This is a genomic window from Peribacillus sp. FSL K6-1552, from assembly GCF_038005205.1.
GTDB lineage: Bacteria > Bacillota > Bacilli > Bacillales > DSM-1321 > Peribacillus > Peribacillus butanolivorans.
Window position 1 is genome coordinate 1,151,503 of the sequence record NZ_JBBOST010000001.1, and the last position, 17,736, is coordinate 1,169,238.

General features: G+C 39.6%; 17 protein-coding genes. 12 read left to right on the top strand and 5 right to left on the bottom strand.

The window, feature by feature from the left end; genetic code table 11:
• Positions 1 to 19: 19 nt before the first annotated feature.
• From NST21_RS05570 to NST21_RS05600, 7 genes are all read left to right on the top strand, one after another.
• A complete protein-coding gene (locus NST21_RS05570) occupies positions 20 to 880 on the top strand; it encodes a 3-hydroxyacyl-CoA dehydrogenase family protein (protein ID WP_340888167.1) in 861 nt (286 codons plus the stop codon).
• Between the two features lie 13 nt (positions 881 to 893).
• Positions 894 to 1,667, top strand: a complete 774-nt coding sequence (locus NST21_RS05575) for an enoyl-CoA hydratase/isomerase family protein (RefSeq protein WP_379159096.1) — start codon at positions 894 to 896, stop codon at positions 1,665 to 1,667.
• Positions 1,668 to 1,714: 47 nt separating this feature from the next.
• Positions 1,715 to 2,896 (top strand): acetyl-CoA C-acetyltransferase, encoded by a 1,182-nt coding sequence (locus NST21_RS05580; RefSeq protein WP_340888168.1) that lies wholly within the window; start codon positions 1,715 to 1,717, stop codon positions 2,894 to 2,896.
• A 34-nt stretch (positions 2,897 to 2,930) separates the two neighbouring features.
• Positions 2,931 to 4,520: a class I adenylate-forming enzyme family protein gene (locus tag NST21_RS05585; RefSeq protein ID WP_340888170.1), complete on the top strand. Its 1,590-nt coding sequence runs from the start codon at positions 2,931 to 2,933 to the stop codon at positions 4,518 to 4,520.
• A 19-nt stretch (positions 4,521 to 4,539) separates the two neighbouring features.
• Positions 4,540 to 4,977 carry an acyl-CoA thioesterase gene (locus tag NST21_RS05590; RefSeq protein ID WP_340888172.1) on the top strand — a complete coding sequence of 146 codons (438 nt, stop codon included), beginning with the start codon at positions 4,540 to 4,542 and terminating at the stop codon, positions 4,975 to 4,977.
• A gap of 19 nt (positions 4,978 to 4,996) precedes the next feature.
• On the top strand, positions 4,997 to 6,301 hold the full coding sequence (locus NST21_RS05595) for an MFS transporter (protein WP_340888173.1): 1,305 nt from the start codon (positions 4,997 to 4,999) through the stop codon (positions 6,299 to 6,301).
• 408 nt (positions 6,302 to 6,709) lie between these two features.
• Positions 6,710 to 7,573 carry a tetratricopeptide repeat protein gene (locus tag NST21_RS05600; RefSeq protein WP_340888175.1) on the top strand — a complete coding sequence of 288 codons (864 nt, stop codon included), beginning with the start codon at positions 6,710 to 6,712 and terminating at the stop codon, positions 7,571 to 7,573.
• 394 nt (positions 7,574 to 7,967) lie between these two features.
• Here the strand turns inward: NST21_RS05600 and NST21_RS05605 are convergent, their stop codons facing one another.
• From NST21_RS05605 to NST21_RS05615, 3 genes are all read right to left on the bottom strand, one after another.
• On the bottom strand, positions 7,968 to 8,465 hold the full coding sequence (locus NST21_RS05605; RefSeq protein ID WP_340888177.1) for a DinB family protein: 498 nt from the start codon (positions 8,463 to 8,465) through the stop codon (positions 7,968 to 7,970).
• 197 nt (positions 8,466 to 8,662) lie between these two features.
• Positions 8,663 to 9,208 (bottom strand): dihydrofolate reductase family protein, encoded by a 546-nt coding sequence (locus tag NST21_RS05610; protein WP_053344805.1) that lies wholly within the window; start codon positions 9,206 to 9,208, stop codon positions 8,663 to 8,665.
• 269 nt (positions 9,209 to 9,477) lie between these two features.
• The gene (locus tag NST21_RS05615) at positions 9,478 to 10,689 is read right to left on the bottom strand and encodes an MFS transporter (protein ID WP_340888179.1); all 1,212 of its coding nucleotides are present in this window, start codon (positions 10,687 to 10,689) and stop codon (positions 9,478 to 9,480) included.
• A 269-nt stretch (positions 10,690 to 10,958) separates the two neighbouring features.
• On the opposite strand from NST21_RS05615, the gene NST21_RS05620 reads away from it, so the two are divergent.
• Both NST21_RS05620 and NST21_RS05625 read left to right on the top strand, forming a co-directional pair.
• The gene (locus tag NST21_RS05620; protein ID WP_053344807.1) at positions 10,959 to 12,263 is read left to right on the top strand and encodes a CitMHS family transporter; all 1,305 of its coding nucleotides are present in this window, start codon (positions 10,959 to 10,961) and stop codon (positions 12,261 to 12,263) included.
• 169 nt (positions 12,264 to 12,432) lie between these two features.
• The gene (locus NST21_RS05625) at positions 12,433 to 13,065 is read left to right on the top strand and encodes a superoxide dismutase family protein (protein ID WP_340888180.1); all 633 of its coding nucleotides are present in this window, start codon (positions 12,433 to 12,435) and stop codon (positions 13,063 to 13,065) included.
• 1,078 nt (positions 13,066 to 14,143) lie between these two features.
• On the opposite strand, the gene trhO is transcribed toward NST21_RS05625, so the two are convergent.
• Positions 14,144 to 15,109, bottom strand: a complete 966-nt coding sequence (gene trhO, locus NST21_RS05630) for an oxygen-dependent tRNA uridine(34) hydroxylase TrhO (protein WP_340888181.1) — start codon at positions 15,107 to 15,109, stop codon at positions 14,144 to 14,146.
• A gap of 141 nt (positions 15,110 to 15,250) precedes the next feature.
• Between trhO and NST21_RS05635 the strand changes: the two genes are divergently transcribed.
• From NST21_RS05635 to NST21_RS05645, 3 genes are all read left to right on the top strand, one after another.
• Positions 15,251 to 16,276, top strand: a complete 1,026-nt coding sequence (locus NST21_RS05635; protein WP_340888182.1) for a nitronate monooxygenase — start codon at positions 15,251 to 15,253, stop codon at positions 16,274 to 16,276.
• Positions 16,276 to 16,728 carry a GNAT family N-acetyltransferase gene (locus tag NST21_RS05640; RefSeq protein WP_053344817.1) on the top strand — a complete coding sequence of 151 codons (453 nt, stop codon included), beginning with the start codon at positions 16,276 to 16,278 and terminating at the stop codon, positions 16,726 to 16,728. The genes NST21_RS05635 and NST21_RS05640 overlap by 1 nt, the downstream gene beginning before the upstream one ends.
• 163 nt (positions 16,729 to 16,891) lie before the next feature.
• Positions 16,892 to 17,044, top strand: coding sequence for a hypothetical protein (locus NST21_RS05645; protein ID WP_162258201.1), 153 nt, complete (start codon positions 16,892 to 16,894; stop codon positions 17,042 to 17,044).
• Between the two features lie 51 nt (positions 17,045 to 17,095).
• Here NST21_RS05645 and NST21_RS05650 read toward each other — a convergent pair whose 3' ends face one another.
• On the bottom strand, positions 17,096 to 17,674 hold the full coding sequence (locus NST21_RS05650) for a GNAT family N-acetyltransferase (RefSeq protein ID WP_201221828.1): 579 nt from the start codon (positions 17,672 to 17,674) through the stop codon (positions 17,096 to 17,098).
• Positions 17,675 to 17,736: the final 62 nt, after the last annotated feature.

The window sequence follows — 17,736 nt, forward strand, 5'->3', positions numbered from 1 at the left end:
AAAAAAGGAGGAAATGAAAATGGCAGAGACAATTATCGGGGTCGTAGGATCAGGAACGATGGGGGGAGGAATCGCTCATCAAGCAGCGTTATCCGGTTTCAAAGTAATTTTATGTGATGTAGAAGATCGATTTTTAGATAATGCGATTAATAGAATGGAAACGTACATGGATAAAAGCGTAGCAAGAGGCAAGATGAAGGAAGAGCAAAAGCCTGAGGTGCTGGGAAAAATCACAACAACGACTAATTTGGAAGATTTAAAGGAAGCCAACTTTGTTATCGAAGCAATCATCGAGAACTTGGAAGCGAAGAAAGCGATATTTTCCCAGTTAGATAACGTTCTTGGCGAAGAAGCGATAATTGCTACCAATACTTCATCGATGTCGATCACAGTCATTGCAGGAGCGACCAAGCGGCCTGAGAAGGTAGCGGGTATGCATTTCTTTAACCCGGCGCAAATCATGAAATTAGTGGAAGTGGTCCGTGGTTATAATACAAGCGATGATACCGTATCAAAATTAATGGAGCTTTCAAGGGCATTTGGCAAAGAACCAATCGAAGTCAAAAAAGACTCGCCTGGATTTATCGTGAACAGAATCATGATTCCGCAATTCATTGAAGCCATCAGATTGGCTGAAGAAGGGGTAGCTTCTTATGAAGATATTGATAAAGCCGTTAAATTGGGATTGAATTATCCAATGGGTCCTTTTGAATTGCAGGACTTTGCAGGTGTCGATATTGGTTTGCACGTCATGGATTATTTTTATGATGAATTTAAAGACGGTCGTTTTGCAGCTCCTCAACTTATCCGCCAAATCGTAAATGCAGGACGTACAGGTAAAAAGGCAGGTGCAGGATTTTATGACCACGACAAAAAATGAGGGGGCAATAAAAGTGGAATTAGAAGTGTTGAAATATGAAATTGAGCAAGGGGTAGCAACTGTTTATTTGAATAGACCCCCTCACAATCCATTAAACTGGCAGTCTTTTAAAGAACTTTCCATGCTGATGGATCAATTGGACCGTGACAGCAGGGTAAGAGCAGTGATCATTACGGGCAGTGGCGATCGATCATTTGCAGCCGGCGCAGACATAAAAGAGATGATGAACCTGACGGAAATGGAGATTCTGCAGAATAATGAAATTTCCCGAGGAGCTTTTGAAAAAATGGAACGGCTGTCAAAACCTATAATTGCAGCTGTAAATGGTCTTGCTTTAGGCGGCGGTGCGGAGCTTGCCCTTGCTTGTGATTTGATTATTTGTTCTGAACGCACGAAATTCGGATTTCCGGAAATTAATCTGGGGATTATTCCAGGAGGCGGAGGAACTCAGCGTTTTCAGCGTTTAGTTGGCCAAAAAGCGGCTAAGGAAATTCTGTATTTTGGCGAAATGTTCTCAGGTGAAAGAGCCTATGAACTTGGTGTTGTTAATAAAGTCGTTCCTGCAGATCAACTGTTGACTGAAGCGAAAGAATGGGCAGTAAAATTGGCAGGTAAATCTTCGATGGCAATGAAGATGATGAAAAAGGCAGTTAATGCCGGCGCCAATACAGACTTAGATACAGCACTGGATATTGAAATGGCTTGTTTTGGTAACACGTTTGCCTCTTCTGACCGTAAGGAAGGCATGCAGGCCTTCGTAGAAAAAAGAAAAGCTATTTTTAAATAACAAAATGGGGGCGCTAGCGTCCCCTTATAAAAGGGAGGATACAAAACATGGCGGGAAACGATATTGTTTTAATAGAGGGAGCAAGAACGGCATTTACTGAATTCGGGGGATCTTTCAAAGATGTTTCAGCTATTGACCTCGGTGTAATAGCTTCTAAGGAAGCAATGACTCGTTCAGGGATAAAACCAGAAGAAGTAGATCAAGTAGTGATGGGGAATGTTATTCAATCAAGCGGCGACGCTGTGTTCCTAGGTAGGCATATTGGATTGAAATCTGGTATCCCGCAGTCAGCACCAGGGCTTACCGTCAATCGTTTATGCGGTTCTGGATTGCAGGCCATTGTATCGGCAGCGCAATCCATCAGACTTGGTGAATCACAAGTAGCCCTTGCTGGTGGAGCGGAAAATATGAGCCAAATCCCTCATGTTATTCGTGGAGCACGCTTTGGAATTCCTCTTGGGCAAGCACCAATGGCCGATTTTCTATGGGAATCCCTATATGATCCATATGGAGATTGCACGATGTCCATCACGGCAGAAAATATTGCCGCAGAGTATGGTATCACCCGAGAAAGCTGCGATGAGTTCGCAGTAAGAAGTAATGAGCGGGCACTAGCCGCCATCGAAAAAGGTTACTTTGGCAAAGAAATTACCCCAGTATCTATTAAAACAAGAAAAGGCGAAGTGAATATTGATCGGGACGAACATCCTCGTGCTTCAACGTATGAGAAAATCTCCAAGTTAAAAGCACGGTTTAAAGATAATGGGGTCGTTACAGCAGCTAATGCAAGTGGTATCAATGATGGAGCGGCAGCGGTCATTCTAACATCTTCAGATTATGCTGAAAAAAATAACATTAAACCGTTAGCCCGTCTCGTTTCCTATGGAATCTCCGGCGTTGATCCAAAATTAATGGGATTAGGTCCAGTTACGGCTATTCAGCAAGCGCTTTCAAGGGCAGGGATGGATATTAAGGATCTCGATCTTGTTGAAATAAATGAAGCATTTGCTGCTCAATATCTTGGGTGCCAAAAACTGCTTGATTTTGATCCTGAAATTGGAAATGTCAATGGAGGCGCAGTGGCTTTAGGCCATCCGTTAGGCGCAAGTGGTGCACGTATTTCACTTTCCCTAATTTATGAATTGCAAAGACGCGGAAAAAAGTATGGTGTATCTTCGCTTTGTATCGGTGGAGGTCAAGGGATTGCTGCAATTTGGGAAGCAATTTAATGAATCGTTTTAGTTAGTAAAGGAGGTAAGGTATTTGATAGCCAATCATACTGGGACGAATTCTTATACAGTATCACAGGTCTTTAAACATGCGGTTTTAACCACACCGGAAAAAGAAGCAATATTTGATGGGAAAAATCGTCTTACCTATGGTGAAATTGATGTAGAGGCTGATTTATTAGCCTCTGGATTAGTTCAGCTAGGTATTGAAAAAGGCGATCGGGTCGCGGTCTGTTTACCAAATTGGAATGAATTTATGGTTATTTTCATGGCACTATCTAAAGTAGGTGCGATACTTATTCCTTTAAATATAGATTTCCGCAAAAATGAAATCATTTATATTTTAGAAAATTCGGGTGCTAAAGCTGTTTTTTTCTCAAACACTTTTGGTAAAGTCGATCAATTCCCACAATTGATGGAAGCCCAAAAAAGCATTTCCACATTAATACATCTCATCTCCGTCCGTTTTCAACATGATTCCATTAACAATTATGATCGTTTAATTCAATTAGGAAGAAATCACAAAATATTAAAGACACCTAAAGTGGAAAATGATGATATCTGTGTGATCCTCTATACTTCTGGGACGACAGGCAATCCAAAGGGAGTCATGCTCGCCAACGAGAACGTGGTGAGTATATCAAGAACAGCAGCTTATAAAATGGATTGTAGTCCTGACGATGTATTTTTAATCCCTGTTCCTTTATTTCATATCATGGGCTTGATGTTCATGTTGCGTTCCATTTCTTGTCAGGGAAGACTCGTTTTAATGGAAAAATTCAAAGCGGAAAAGGCATTGGAATTAATTCAACATGAAAAGGTGACCATTCATCCGGGAGTGCCGACCATGTTTATCCTAGAATTGAATCACCCTAACTTTTCTACATATGATCTTTCGAGCTTACGAACCGGGGAAATGGCTGCAGCACCTTGTCCGATTGAAATTCTTCGTCGGATTAAGAATGAGATGAAATGCAATATCCTAGTGGCCTATGGTATGACGGAAACATCTGCAAGTTTATCGATGACGAATTTCGAGGATGATGACCATCTAAGGGCTGAAACGGTAGGCAGAGCGATGCCGGGCGCAGAAGTGAAAATTGTGGATGATAACCGGGAAGCAGTTCCGCCAGGTGTAGTCGGAGAACTTGCCTGCAAAAGTACAGGCCTGATGAAGGGGTATTTCCAGATGGAAGAAGAAACAAAAAAGGCTACGGATGAACACGGGTGGTTTTATTCTGGAGATCTGGCCACGATGGATGAAGCAGGATATATCCGGATTGTCGGCCGTAAAAAGGAATTGATCATCCGCGGGGGGTACAATATCTATCCTCGTGAGGTAGAGGATGTCTATTTTCAACACCCGAGCGTAATGGAAGCAGCTATCATTGCCTTACCGGATACGGTACTCGGAGAAATCACTTGTGCTGTAATCCGTTTGAGGCCAGGTAAGCAAGCTTCCGAGCAGGAACTTAAAAAATTTGCCGAACAAAGACTCGTGACATATAAAGTTCCAAACAAGTTTGTCTTTATGGATGAACTCCCTATGACATCATCAGGGAAAATATTGAAACGAGAACTAACAAAGCGAATAGAATCAGAGCTCAAAGAAGAATTGCGGTAATAAGGAAGGGGGAGGAAAAATGAGGGAGAATGAGCACAAGTTTATGATTGAATTCGGGGAGACAGATGGAGCGGGTATTGTTTATTTTCCTAATTATTTGAAGTGGTTTGATAATGCAACACATCACTTTTTTCGGTCCATGAATTTGCCCTTATCGCAATTAAAAGAAAAGAATATTATTTTGCCTTTGATTGATGTGCGCTGTACGTTCGAAAAGCCGCTTCATGAGGATCAATGGATAGTCATTAAGACCACAGTTGGGAAAATGAGTACAAAAACCATTCAATTCATACATGAAATATTTTTGAATGGCGAGAGGGTCAGTTATGGGTATGAACTTCGTGGATGGGTTTTAAAAGGAGAAAATGGGATAGCGGCTCAGCCGATTCCAGAGGAAATAAGGGAACTAATGACGTGTGATGATGTAGTAAATAAGAAAGAAGTGTTAAGTAGATAAAAGTTGGAAGAGGTCGATAATGGGTATGAATTCTATTCAAAAGCAAGGTGCCATTTCAAAGCAAGGTTGGATTATGATTATCCTTTTGTTTTTCTTGACTGTCATTAGTAACGTGGACAAAGCCATCATTGGATTTGCTTCCGTCCAAATTATGGATGAGCTAAACATCACACCCACGCAATGGGGATTAGTAGGCAGTGTGTTCTTTTGGTTATATTCTTTATCAGCTATTTTAATGGGTGCTTTATCCGATAAAATTGGGGCCAAACGGGTCATTACCATCATTGCCATCATATGGGCTGTGGTTCAGTTTTCTACTTTTTTTGTTTATAGTTTTCCATTATTATTGGCAACAAGACTTATTTTAGGTGCTGGAGAAGGGCCTGCCTATTCGTTGGCCATGACTTCTGCTTCTAAATGGCTACCTAAACAAAAGCTTAGTTTTGGATTGACGCTTGTTTCGATAGGAGGACCTTTAGGTGTAGCCATTTCTGCTCCTATCTTGATGTATATTATGCAGAGTTTTGGATGGCGAAGCGGTTTTATAGCAACAGCTGTTGTAGGTGTAATTTGGGTTCTCATTTGGCTGAAATTCAGCAAAGAACAACCAGAAGAAAAGGCTTCCTCTATATCCACAACGATAGAAATGGACATGGAGGAAAGAGAAAAGGAAACAAAATTCACCACGTCCCTATTTTCGAAAAACTTCCTTTTAATTGCACTTTGTGGATTTGCAACATACTGGTCTTATACATTTGGCCTTAATTGGTTGCCTAATTATTTGGCTAATGTCCGGCAAATCAGTGAGGCCCAATTAAGCTTTGCCGTTACAGTTCCATGGATCTTAATTACTCTTTCACAATTATTCTTCTCTTTCTTGTCTGATCGGTTATACAGTAAGACCAATAGTATCATCCGTTCCAGAGTTTTTGTACTCGGTCCTGTCATGATATTAGGATCTGTATGCTATATCTTGGGGACCATGGTTTCTTCTGATATCCTGGCAGTTGGGTTACTTTCTTTAGGATTAACCTTTGGTTGTATAACTCTTATTCTTGGACCGACTTTGTTAGTAAACCTTATCTCCAAAAGGCATCAGGGTAAAATTCAAGGATGGTTTATGGCGATTGCCTCATTAGGTGGGATTGTGGGTCCTTATATTACAGGACTTTTTGTGGAAAATTCTGTGTCAGCGACGACTGGTTTTCAATATTCCTTTTTCACCTGTGCGGGGCTCTTATTCGTTTTTGGAGTCACGGCCTGTATCGGAATACGTCCAAAAAAGAGTCCGGTTTCTGAGGTATCTACCAATACGGCTATATAAGGGGTTTGGTATGAACATTGTGTAAATTTTTACAGAAAATATAAAGAATCCATTTTGAAAAAAGTTTGATCAAAATGGATTCTTTTTGTTTAAATAGGACTTTCACTTTTATAAAAACGTTTGATTAAAATTCGATTTTCTTCTAAAAGGATATTTAAAAACTTTCAATTTTAAGGCTCTTAAGTGTTAAATAAAACCTCGAAGGAAAGATTGTATTTGTATCCCATGATCAAGCATTCATAAATAATGTAGCAGATTTACAGTATGATAATTATGATAAAAAATTGCATCAAATGTAATATAAATTTGTTTTCAAAAGCAAAAACGGATGGTATGGTAATTGTGGTAATAATAACCAACTCGCGTTATCCTAATCAGAAATAAATTATACTATTTGGAGAGTGAATTATGTTAGACTTCGATGCGCTGTGGGATTACAATCGACCTGAAGAAACCGAGCAGAAATTTATCAGTTTGCTAATGCAAGCAGAGGACTCGGGAAACATTGGATACTTAGCTGAACTTTTGACTCAAATTGCACGTTCTCAGGGATTGCAGGCAAAATGCAGAATAGCGCATGAGACGCTGGATCGTGCAGAGAGATTATTGAAAGAGGATTTAGTTGTGGCACGAATTAGATATTTTCTGGAACGAGGCAGAGTTTTTAATTCCTCATCTCGATCAATGGACGCTATTCCGCTATTCCTCAATGCATGGGAATTAGGAATCCAAACCAGTGAGGATTATTACGCTGTTGATGCAGCGCATATGTTGGGAATTGCTGAATCGACTCCGGAGAAACGTATGGAATGGAATCTGAAGGCGCTAGACTATGCCGAAAAGAGTCCTAAAGCCAGCCGTTGGTTAGGTTCGTTATATAATAACATCGGTTGGGCACAAGTTGAGAATGGAAAACTTGAGGAAGCACTTGAACTGTTCAAGCGAGCGTTGGAATTCCGCAAGGTGCAAGGCACCCCAAATTCGGTGTTTATTGCAAAATGGAGCGTAGCAAAGGTACTGCGGTTAATGGGACAAGTTGACGAGTCTTTTGCAATTCAGATGGAATTACTTGCTGAAACGGAACAAACCAGCGAACCCGATGGATATGTTTATGAGGAGGTCGCGGAGTGTCTTCTTTTGCTTAACAGAAGCGAGGAAGCACGACAATACTTTTCTTTTTGCTATGACCGCTTAATACTCGATAACTTTCTTGCAACAAAAGATTCGGAGCGCATCGTACGCATTAAGGAATTAGCAGGACGATCAGTCTAGAGGAGAAATGTTAAATACGTTAAAACTACTACACAATTTGGAACGATATTTATATAGGGTGTTATATTTTTCTTGAAAATTAATAGAGAAGTATATCCTAGTTTGTTAATCCAATAACCGTACCAGACGCATTTGAAATTGTGTAGATAAAGTAATTTATCTTCTATAGAGATTGGCAATAGTATTCTGATTGAATAAAGAAAAGCACTGGATTCTTCAAAAATCCAGTGCTTTTTTCTATGAACGTACCAAATATTTGATGCAGTTATAACCGCATTGCAAATGATGAATTCTGTTTACTTTTAGGTATTGAGAAGAACAATCGGTTAAAGCTTTGATCATTTTCAATACTTCTTATAGAACTAACATACCCATAAGTTAAGTAAGAAAGGATTTAATTAACTCCATTTTTAGAATCCCATACACCTTGTGCTTTTCTTATTTCCACGATTTGTCCGATATGATATGCATTATGAATATTTATATTAGCAATAACTGACGACCAAGGTGCATCAGATTCCTTATATGCAGCACTATAAAATTTTTCTTCATTGCAGTCTTTAATAGCATCAGCCCAATCAGACATTACTCTAAGTAACTGCAATACTACGGATTGCCATTCTTCTTTTGTTTCATTCGGATTCGTACTATCAAACGTAGCGTTATTGTTGACTTCTTCTTGGGAAAGTGGAAGACCTTTGAATCGGTTCAGATACCGTTCATTCCAAAAAATTAAATGGTTAACTATCTGCCAGATGGAATTGCTGTCTCCTGTTTTCCAAGAAGCTTGTTCTGCTGAGAGTCCATCTATTGCGATGTTAAAAGGTACAAACCAGTTCTTTTGTTCATAACAAGCACCCATTTGTTCTAATAATACAGCTTTTAGATTCATTCTAAAGCCCCCTTGAAGTAAATGGTTATTATTAATTATTTTAATAAATAGCCCTACAATTCCTTTATTTCGTTATACTGGTCCGTTACTTCAACAAGCTTACCTGGATAGTTCCATAAGAAAAAGAGCTGCCGAAGCAACCCCAATTATTGAGGTAAAGCACCCGTTAGCTAAATTTCTCAGAAATTCAACATTTTCTAAGAATAAATAATATTATAAGTTGGTTTTACTACTCCGTTCGTATATTGTTTCATATCAACTAATTCCAAGGTCAAACGAGGTTTAACACTGCCGAATAGAGGAATACCTTCACCAATCATTACTGGATTGACCTTTAACACTAATTGATCAATGAGTTTATGCTTGATTAACGTACCACCTAGTTGGCCACCTCCGCATAGCCACAATTTACCGGACTCTGTAATTTTGAGATTGTGTATATAATCTACTGCGTTGCCTTTTATTAGTTCCACTTCATCGTTAGATTCAAACTGTATGGTGTTTGAGAAAATATAATGCTTCAATCCCTTATAAGCACTAGGTTCGCCTGGCTTAAGACCAAATTGAAAGCCGTATTCGTACGTTTTTCCACCCATTAAGACCGCATCATATTGCTGTATATCGGATATGAAATCTGTAACGTGCTCTCCTTCGGATAAAAAGATTGAATCGTCAGCTACCCCATTTAAATCTGCAATAAAGTTGTCAAGTGTAGTTGCAACATGATAAATCAATTTTGCCATTCAGGCATCCCTCCATGAAAACAAACTTCCTTATTAATTCTATAAAATAGTTTAATTTCCTTTAATTGTTATTATGCTAATCTGGTACCGTTAGTTTAATAAGAAAAAATCCTTCATTATCAAAATATGCTCTAAAATATTCAATTGAATTATTCATATTATATGAAGACACGTTTTAATCATTTATCTAACATTTAAAAGGTGTTTTCTGCTAGTAGAATAAAACAGCCTGCTCCAAATTGGAAGCAGGCTGTTTTGCGGAAATGTGATTAATGTGATCTGGCTAACTCTGGATTGCGGTGCATCGCGGCATAAAGGACAAGTCCGGCGATGAGAAGCAAGGTGCTGGTCGTGATGAAAACAGCTGAGAATCCATAGAAGCCAGCGACCATTCCGCCCATAGCAGGTCCGATGATATTGCCTAAAAAGCGTAGACTCGTATTGTAACCAAGTACTTCCCCCTGCATTGCAACGGGCGCTTCTTGGCGAATGTAGGCAATTCTTACAGGGATGATGCCACCTATGGCCATGCCTAGTATGAAACGTACAAAAACAAGCTGCCAAAAATGATTAATAAAGGCACCAGGCAAGTAGACAAGTGCAGTCAGAAAAAGGAGCAGCACAAGAATCTTCACATGTCCATGCCGATCACCTATCTTGCCCCAGTGCCGTGCCATCAATAAATTCCCAAGGCCTGCTGCAGAAAAGGCGATACCTGAATAAAATCCAAGATTGGAAGTTCCGTGCAACTCGCCAACGTATAAAGAAAGAATAGGCTGGATGCTGAAGTGGGCAACTTGAACAAGTGTCGAAATGAGCATGACATTCACTAGGATGGGATTCCGTAAGATATGCGAGAGAACCTCCCTGCTTGTATAGCTCGTCTTTGTTCCTTTTTGTCGTTCCACTTGGTATTCTCTGGTCGCAAAAACGAGAAGTCCAGATATGAAAATCGTAATAGAGGTGAATTTAAAGGCTGTTGAATAGCCGAGAGTGTCAGCAAGTATGCCGCCAATCAATGGCCCGAAGAGTGAGCCAGTTATATTCCCTGTTTGCAATGTTCCTAAAACGCGTCCGGCTATTTCCTTCGGTGTCTGGGTAGAAATGAAGGCCTGCGACATAGAAATGAAGCCAGTGAATATTCCCATGAACATTCTTAAGAGGAATAACTGCCATACATTTTGAACAAAGCCCATTAAGAAAATAGACAACCCCATTCCAAAAGCACAGGCAATCAAGATTTTCTTTCTCCCGTACCTGTCTCCAATCCGCCCCCAAATAGGTGAAAATAAAAAGGCAGTCACAAAAGTAATTCCAAATGTCCATCCGGACCAATGCTGGATATATTGAGTAGAATAATTGCCGAATGTACCAATGTATAAAGATATGAATGGAAGAACCATTGTCATGCTTCCACCAATGAAGAAGTTGGCGAACCACATAATGAATAAATTCCGTTTAGCTAATTTATGATGATTCATTTACAAGCAACACTTCTTTCCTCCGAAATAAACTTCGGGTTCCTAAATAATAGTATACAGAATTATACTAATTTATTAAACGAATTTGATTTTGGATGAGTTTTTGGGATACATGGTTGTACGAGTTTAAAAAACTTGTTTTTTAATGAATGCACCAATGATATAATGAGAAAATATTGATTTTTCAGAAAAATAAGAAAAATTAAAGGGGTCTGTAGATTGCATTAAAAAGAAGTACGTTTACTTTTCAAATTAAAGGAGATTTTCACATGTTATCTATTCTAGGGTTTTGCATGATTTTAACGTTTCTTGTCTTAGTCATCACAAAGCGTCTATCCGTAGTTGTCGCTTTCATCTTCACTGCTATAGCTTTTGGCTTGATTGGTGGGTTTGCTTCCGAAATGGGAGAAATGATGGTGGCAGGTATTTTAAAGGTAACACCAACAGCAGTCATGATTGTTTTTGCTATTTTATATTTTGGTTTGATGATTGATGTTGGTTTATTTGAACCTATGATCGCAAAAATACTGAGTTTTGTAAAAGGCGACCCGCTAAAAATTGTCATGGCTACTGCCATTATAACGATGTTAGTAGGTTTAGATGGAGACGGTTCTTCCACATTTATGATCACCGTTTCAGCAATGCTACCGCTTTATATGAAGTTAGGGATGAACAGGCTTGTATTGGCCAGTGTCGTAGGTTTAGCTGCAGGTGTCATGAATATTATTCCTTGGGGAGGTCCGTTAGTAAGAGCGGCCGCCAGTCTTCAAGTGGAAGTATCAGATTTATTCATCCCGCTTATACCTGTTATGATTTGCGGTCTGTTATGGACACTGTTTGCGGCTTATATACTTGGCAAAAGGGAGAGAGAGAGATTAGGTGTTAGTCCGATGGAGACTGCTATGCCTCCTGGAATGAGCGAGCAAGCTGCGGCTGTTGAAGCTTCTAATGGAACATCCAAGTTATTTTGGTTTAATTGGTTCTTAACAATTTTACTTATGGTGTTGTTGGTGATGGAAGTGCTGCCAATCCAAATCTTATTTGCTGCTGCTTTTGCGATAGCTTTATTTGTTAACTTTCCAAATCCACAAGAACAGCAGGAAAGAATTCTAAGTCATGCCAATAGTTTTGTCATGATTTGTACATTAATTTTCGCGGCCGGAATTTTTACGGGTGTATTCACGGAAACAAAAATGATGGATTCGATGGCAGCTTCTATCGTAACGGTTATTCCAGATTGGCTTGGTGCACATTTACCTTTAGTGGTAGCACTTACGAGCATTCCGATGGGCTTCATTTTTTCACCTGATGCCTACTACTTTGGAATTCTTCCTATTATAAGTGAAACAGCATCGAACTTTGGAATTACTCCTGTAGAAATAGGAAGGGCAGCTTTGTTAGGTCATTCAACAACAGGATTTCCCTTATCCCCATTGGTACCTGCGACATTCATTTTGATTGGCCTTGTCGGTGTGGATTTTGGAGACCATCAAAAATTCCTATTTAAATGGGCGTTTGGGACAACAATCGTCATGACGATAGCGGCCATTACTTTCGGCGTTATCTCATTGTAAAATGTGAGTCTATTAAGCTACAATAAAAAATCTTTGACTGTGAAATTAGTAAGGTGTTTACTCTCACTAGTGTAATCTATTTACCTATTTATCCTAATCTCTGTTTATTCTTCCATAATAGTGGAAAGTATGTAAGAAGAATATACATAAAAGAGAGAGGGAATGTAGGATGAATTATAAACAAAAACTGATGCTGCCTATGTGTGCTGCCTTTTTACTGTATGGATGTAATTCAGAGGATAATTCAAATGGTGCCGACAAAAATGCTGAAGATGCAAAAACAGTGAGTCAAGATTCGCCAACGGAGGTAGATCCGCAGGTGAAGGCAGAAGTCAAAGATGTAGAGGGGAAAACATTAGGTACTGTCAACTTTTCCGCTGATGAGAATTCAGTAGTGATTGAGACTGCTTTGGAAGGCTTAGAGCCAGGCTATCATGGATTCCATGTTCACGAAAACGCAGCATGTGACGCGGATGCAAAGGAAGGTCCTTTTACTACAGCAGGAGGCCACTTCAATCCAACTGAAGAAACACACTCCAGTCATGCAGGGGATATGCCCCCTCTTTATGTAAAAGCAGATGGGACTGCAAAATATACGGCAACATTAGATAGCATAACGGTAGACCAACTCAAGAAAGAAGAGTTGGCTGTCATCGTTCATGCAAACCCGGACAATTTTGCTAATATCCCTGACCGTTATGGAGCTAATGGAGAAAAGGGACCAGATGAAGATACCTTGAAAACAGGTGATGCAGGTGACAGACAAGCTTGTGGAATTGTTGTAAGTGAAGAGGAAAAATAAGTAAGAGTATGAGCGATTCTTCTAAGGAGGAATCGCTTTTTTACATGAAGATAAAACTAAGAGAGATGATAATTAGTAAGAATAGATGCACCCAGACAAAAGATTTAATGATAAGCACGGCCCAAAGGTTCCTTCGCAAGCCAAAGTATAGAGTGGTACAGAAAAGTATAGACTGATACTTCCACGAAGAATCGGGTAACTTGAATTATTATCCACCAAAAATAGAAAGACATTGACTAACGCTGTTATGATAAATAAAAAGATGTAGGCCTTAAATATCCTTTCTTTTCGTTGAAATTCATGTTGAAATTGGTACATCGGGTTATCCTCCATATTAATCCTTTTATTAAAAATATAACACACACGTAGTTTACGTTTCCCCACTGGATTCTACAAGTCTTCCTGAAACAAGAATCATCCATTAAATCTAAATATGAGTCATCAAGGGAATGAATTCTATCAAATTCTATTGCAAGGTGATTCAATATGAAGTGAATTTTAAGAATATTCGAAATGTAAAATAGCTCGAAAAGATATATTATCTAGCTTTTCTCTATAAAACTCATTATATTGAGAAACAAATACGAGCATTTGGTTGAGTTTTTGAAGTTGAGTATCAGACAAGTTAGTATGTTATCCGGGTTGCTATTGACTTGCTACCATGAAAAGTTCCTCCATTTAGTTTTCACTATATTTACAGCGTTAACATTAATTAGTTATGAAATTATGATAATTCTTTCTATAGTCCTTGATATTGAAAAGTCCTAAACAATATTAAAAGTTTATGAAAAAAAGAAAATTGTACTATAACAAAAAAGTCTTTTTTGCTCTTCTTGATCTAAATTATTATTTTTGATTTTTAAAAAGGTTTTTTCTATTTAGATATAGAAGTAAGATTAGATATAGAAGTACAAGTAGAGATTGCATTTTCGGATAGTTTAGAAGTTTATTGAATGCCAAAGCAGTAGGGGGAATTTCAAGATGTAGATTTACATCTTGAAAAAAATTTATGACGATTAAATAGGAGGATAAAAAAACCCGAATAGGGACAATCATCCACTGATTCGGGTCTGCTTGATTATTCAGCCGTAACTGCTTCTTCAATTTGCTGTAGTCTTTCTGCTACTTCTTCTTTAGATAAGTTGTGCTCAACTACATAGCGGTTACGCGGATGCACCCGGCATTCGTGAGTACAGCTGCGCATATGTTTGTGTTCGTTTTCTTCACTGCAAAGGATTTTTTTGTTGCACTCAGGGTTAGCGCAATTGACATAGCGTTCACATGGTTCGCCAGAGAAAATATCGCGACCGACAATGACATGTTCTTTTTGATTGATCGGAACAGCAATTCTTTCATCGAATACATACATTTGACCATCCCAAAGGTCGCCTTGAACTTCCGGGTCCTTCCCGTAGGTTGCGATGCCGCCGTGAAGCTGACTAACATCCTCAAAGCCTTCTTTGACAAGCCAACCGGAGAATTTCTCGCAGCGGATTCCACCTGTGCAATACGTAAGGATTTTTTTACCTTCAAACATCTGCTTGTTTTCTCGTACCCAATCTGGAAGGTCACGGAAATTTGTGATATCTGGCTTGACTGCGCCTCTGAAATGACCTATTTCATATTCGTAGTCATTTCTGGCATCAAGGACGACTGTATTTTCATCTTGCATTTGCTCGAAAAATTCCTTCGGGCTCAAGTAGTTGCCTGTTGTCTGATTAGGATTGATGTCATCTTCCAATCGAAGCGTGACAAGTTCGTTTTTAGCACGAACATGCATTTTTTTGAAGGCATGGCCATCTGCTTCATCTATTTTAAACACGATATCAGCAAAGCGGGAATCGCTTCTCATCATGTCCATATATTGGTTTGTTTGTTCAATCGTACCTGAGACAGTTCCGTTGATTCCTTCTGATGCCACTAGGATTCGGCCTTTTAATTCAAGCTCTTTACAGGCCGCAAGATGCTCGGCTGCGAATTCCTCGTGGTTCTCGATTGGTACATATAAATAGTACAGTAAAACTCTATAGGGCTTTGTTTCCATTTTTGATTTACCACCTATGTTTTATATTTGCAAGATATAAAGGGTGATCATTAAGACACTTTTCTCTTACAGACAATCATTATACCAAGAAAACGTAAAAATGATAAGAGCATGAAGAAAAATGAAAAGGAGTTGTATCGAATGTTCAAAGATTTAGTGGGATATCCTATCATTCAAGCACCGATGGCAGGAGGCGCTTCCACTCCAAAGCTTGCGGCTGCGGTATCTAATGCAGGGGGATTAGGCTTTCTCGCGGCTGGCTATAAGACGGCGGAAGCCATGAAAAAAGAAATAGAGGAGACCCGCCAATTGACGGATCACCCATTTGGGGTGAATGTCTTTGTGCCAAATCAAGAGGTTGTTGACGAAGAGATACTATCTGCCTATCGTGAAAAAATAGAAAAAGAGGCGGAGAGTGTAGGGGTTTTGATTGGGGAAGGAATCAGCGATGATGATGATTGGGTAAATAAATTAGCCGTATTAAAAGAGTTGCGTGCTGCTGTTGTTAGTTTTACGTTTGGATGCCCTAAGACAGATGTAATTAGGGAGCTCCAAAGCGTAGGCTCCATTATTGTCGTAACAGTAACCAACCTTCATGAAGCAAAAACGGCGGCTGGGGCAGGTGCCGATGTTCTATGTGTACAAGGTATTGAAGCAGGGGGGCATCGAGCCAGTTTTGAAAACCGGATAGAAGAAGATTATGGTCTTTTAGTGTTAATACGAATGATTAAAAATGAACTGGAGTTACCGATTATTGCGGCAGGCGGGCTGATGCACGGAATGGATATCGCTGCCGTCCTTGCAGCAGGGGCAACATCGGCACAGTTGGGTACTGCTTTTCTTCGCTGTCCCGAGAGTGGTGCAAGTCCCGTTCATAAGGCAGCTCTTAATGATGCACGTTTTACTCAAACGGCGGTTACTCGAGCCTTCAGTGGACGCCGGGCACGCGGTTTGGTGAATCATTTTTTAACTGAGTATGATAATGATGCACCGGCGGCCTATCCTTATGTTCATCATATGACCAAGCAAATGCGAAAAGCAGCAGGACAAAAAAACAATCCTGAATTGATGGCTTTATGGGCAGGACAGGGATATAAACTGAGTAGGGAACTTCCAGCATCTGAATTGATATCACTGCTTGTTGAGGAACTAAAAGGAGAGCACTAATGGAGATAAGAAAATTATATCCAGATGAGTTACCTCCCATGCACTTGTTGCTATTAGCCGACCCTTCAAGGGATTTGGTCGATGCATACTTGGAAAAAGGGATGTGCTTTGTAGCTGAAATAGATGAGCAGATAATCGGAGTGTATGTTTTGTTAGAAATAAGACCTGAACTAATAGAGATAGTCAACATCGCAGTGGTAGAACAACTTCACGGAAGAGGGATTGGAAAACAACTAGTCATGCATGCTGTTCACTATGCTAAGTCACAAGGTTACAAAACTATTGAGATTGGTACTGGGAATTCAGGGATAGGGCAGCTTGCCCTTTATCAAAAATGTGGTTTTAGAATCACTGGGGTCGATCGTGATTTTTTTATTATGAACTATCCAGAGGCTATTTATGAAAATGGAATTCAATGTCTGGATATGATTCGTTTATCACAAAGTATTTGAAGGAACCCGGAGACTTTTTAACGATCATCAAATTGGACTGAAAAACTTTACAGACAACAGTGCGGGCTGACGCAGGGATTCAGATGGTGGAAAACTAGTCGGAATGATTGGCTGGCCTCCATTTCATCGGGTGAAAGACTGCACTTGCTTAGGGGGAAGGAACGTGTTCTTTGGAGATATGATTTATCTTCTTTTTGCTTTACTAATGCCGCTTTTATTTGCAATTGTCGTGTTCATATTCATTCGATCAACGAAAAAGCAAAAGGATTCGTTAACGAAAATCGAGGGAAATCATAAAGAGTCATCTGAAAAATAGTAGCAGGATAAAAAGAGTGTCCATAACAAAAGGCACTCTTTTTATCTATTCTCATCTTTCCAAAAATGCTTCCAACTTTTGCTTCACAATAGGCCATTCGTGCTTGAGAATGCTGTAAATCATGGTATTTCTCACCCGTCCATCTTTCAGTTTTTTCTCCATACGTAATAAGCCTTCTTCAACTGCGCCAAGCCTAATTATGGCCGCTCGTGAATTTATGTTCAATTCGTCAGTCCTAAATTCAACTCGATTCATTCGCAACTTTTCAAAGGCATGCTGTAAAAGGAGGTACTTACATTCTGTGTTAACGGCTGTCCGCCATTTGGTGGGGTGATACCAAGTTGAACCGATTTCTAGCGTCTGATTGTCAAATTGAATATTTCTTAGGCTAGTGCTGCCGATAATCGAATCATTAGCGTGATCGATAACGACAAATGGATAATGCAGTCCTTTTTCCCTTGTTCGAATCCCTTCCTTTACATAGGACACAGCCTCTTCATATGACAAAATCTTTGTGGCGCTCCATTCCCAAATTTCAGATGGCAGGGAAGCAGCATAAAGCGGTTCGATATGATTTTCCATCATTGGGGTGAGGGTCACATGTTTCCCGATTAGTTCAATGTAATCCATATTTTTCCTCCTGTTGGTTGATATCTCAATTATAAAAATATTCTGGTCCTGTAATAAGAACC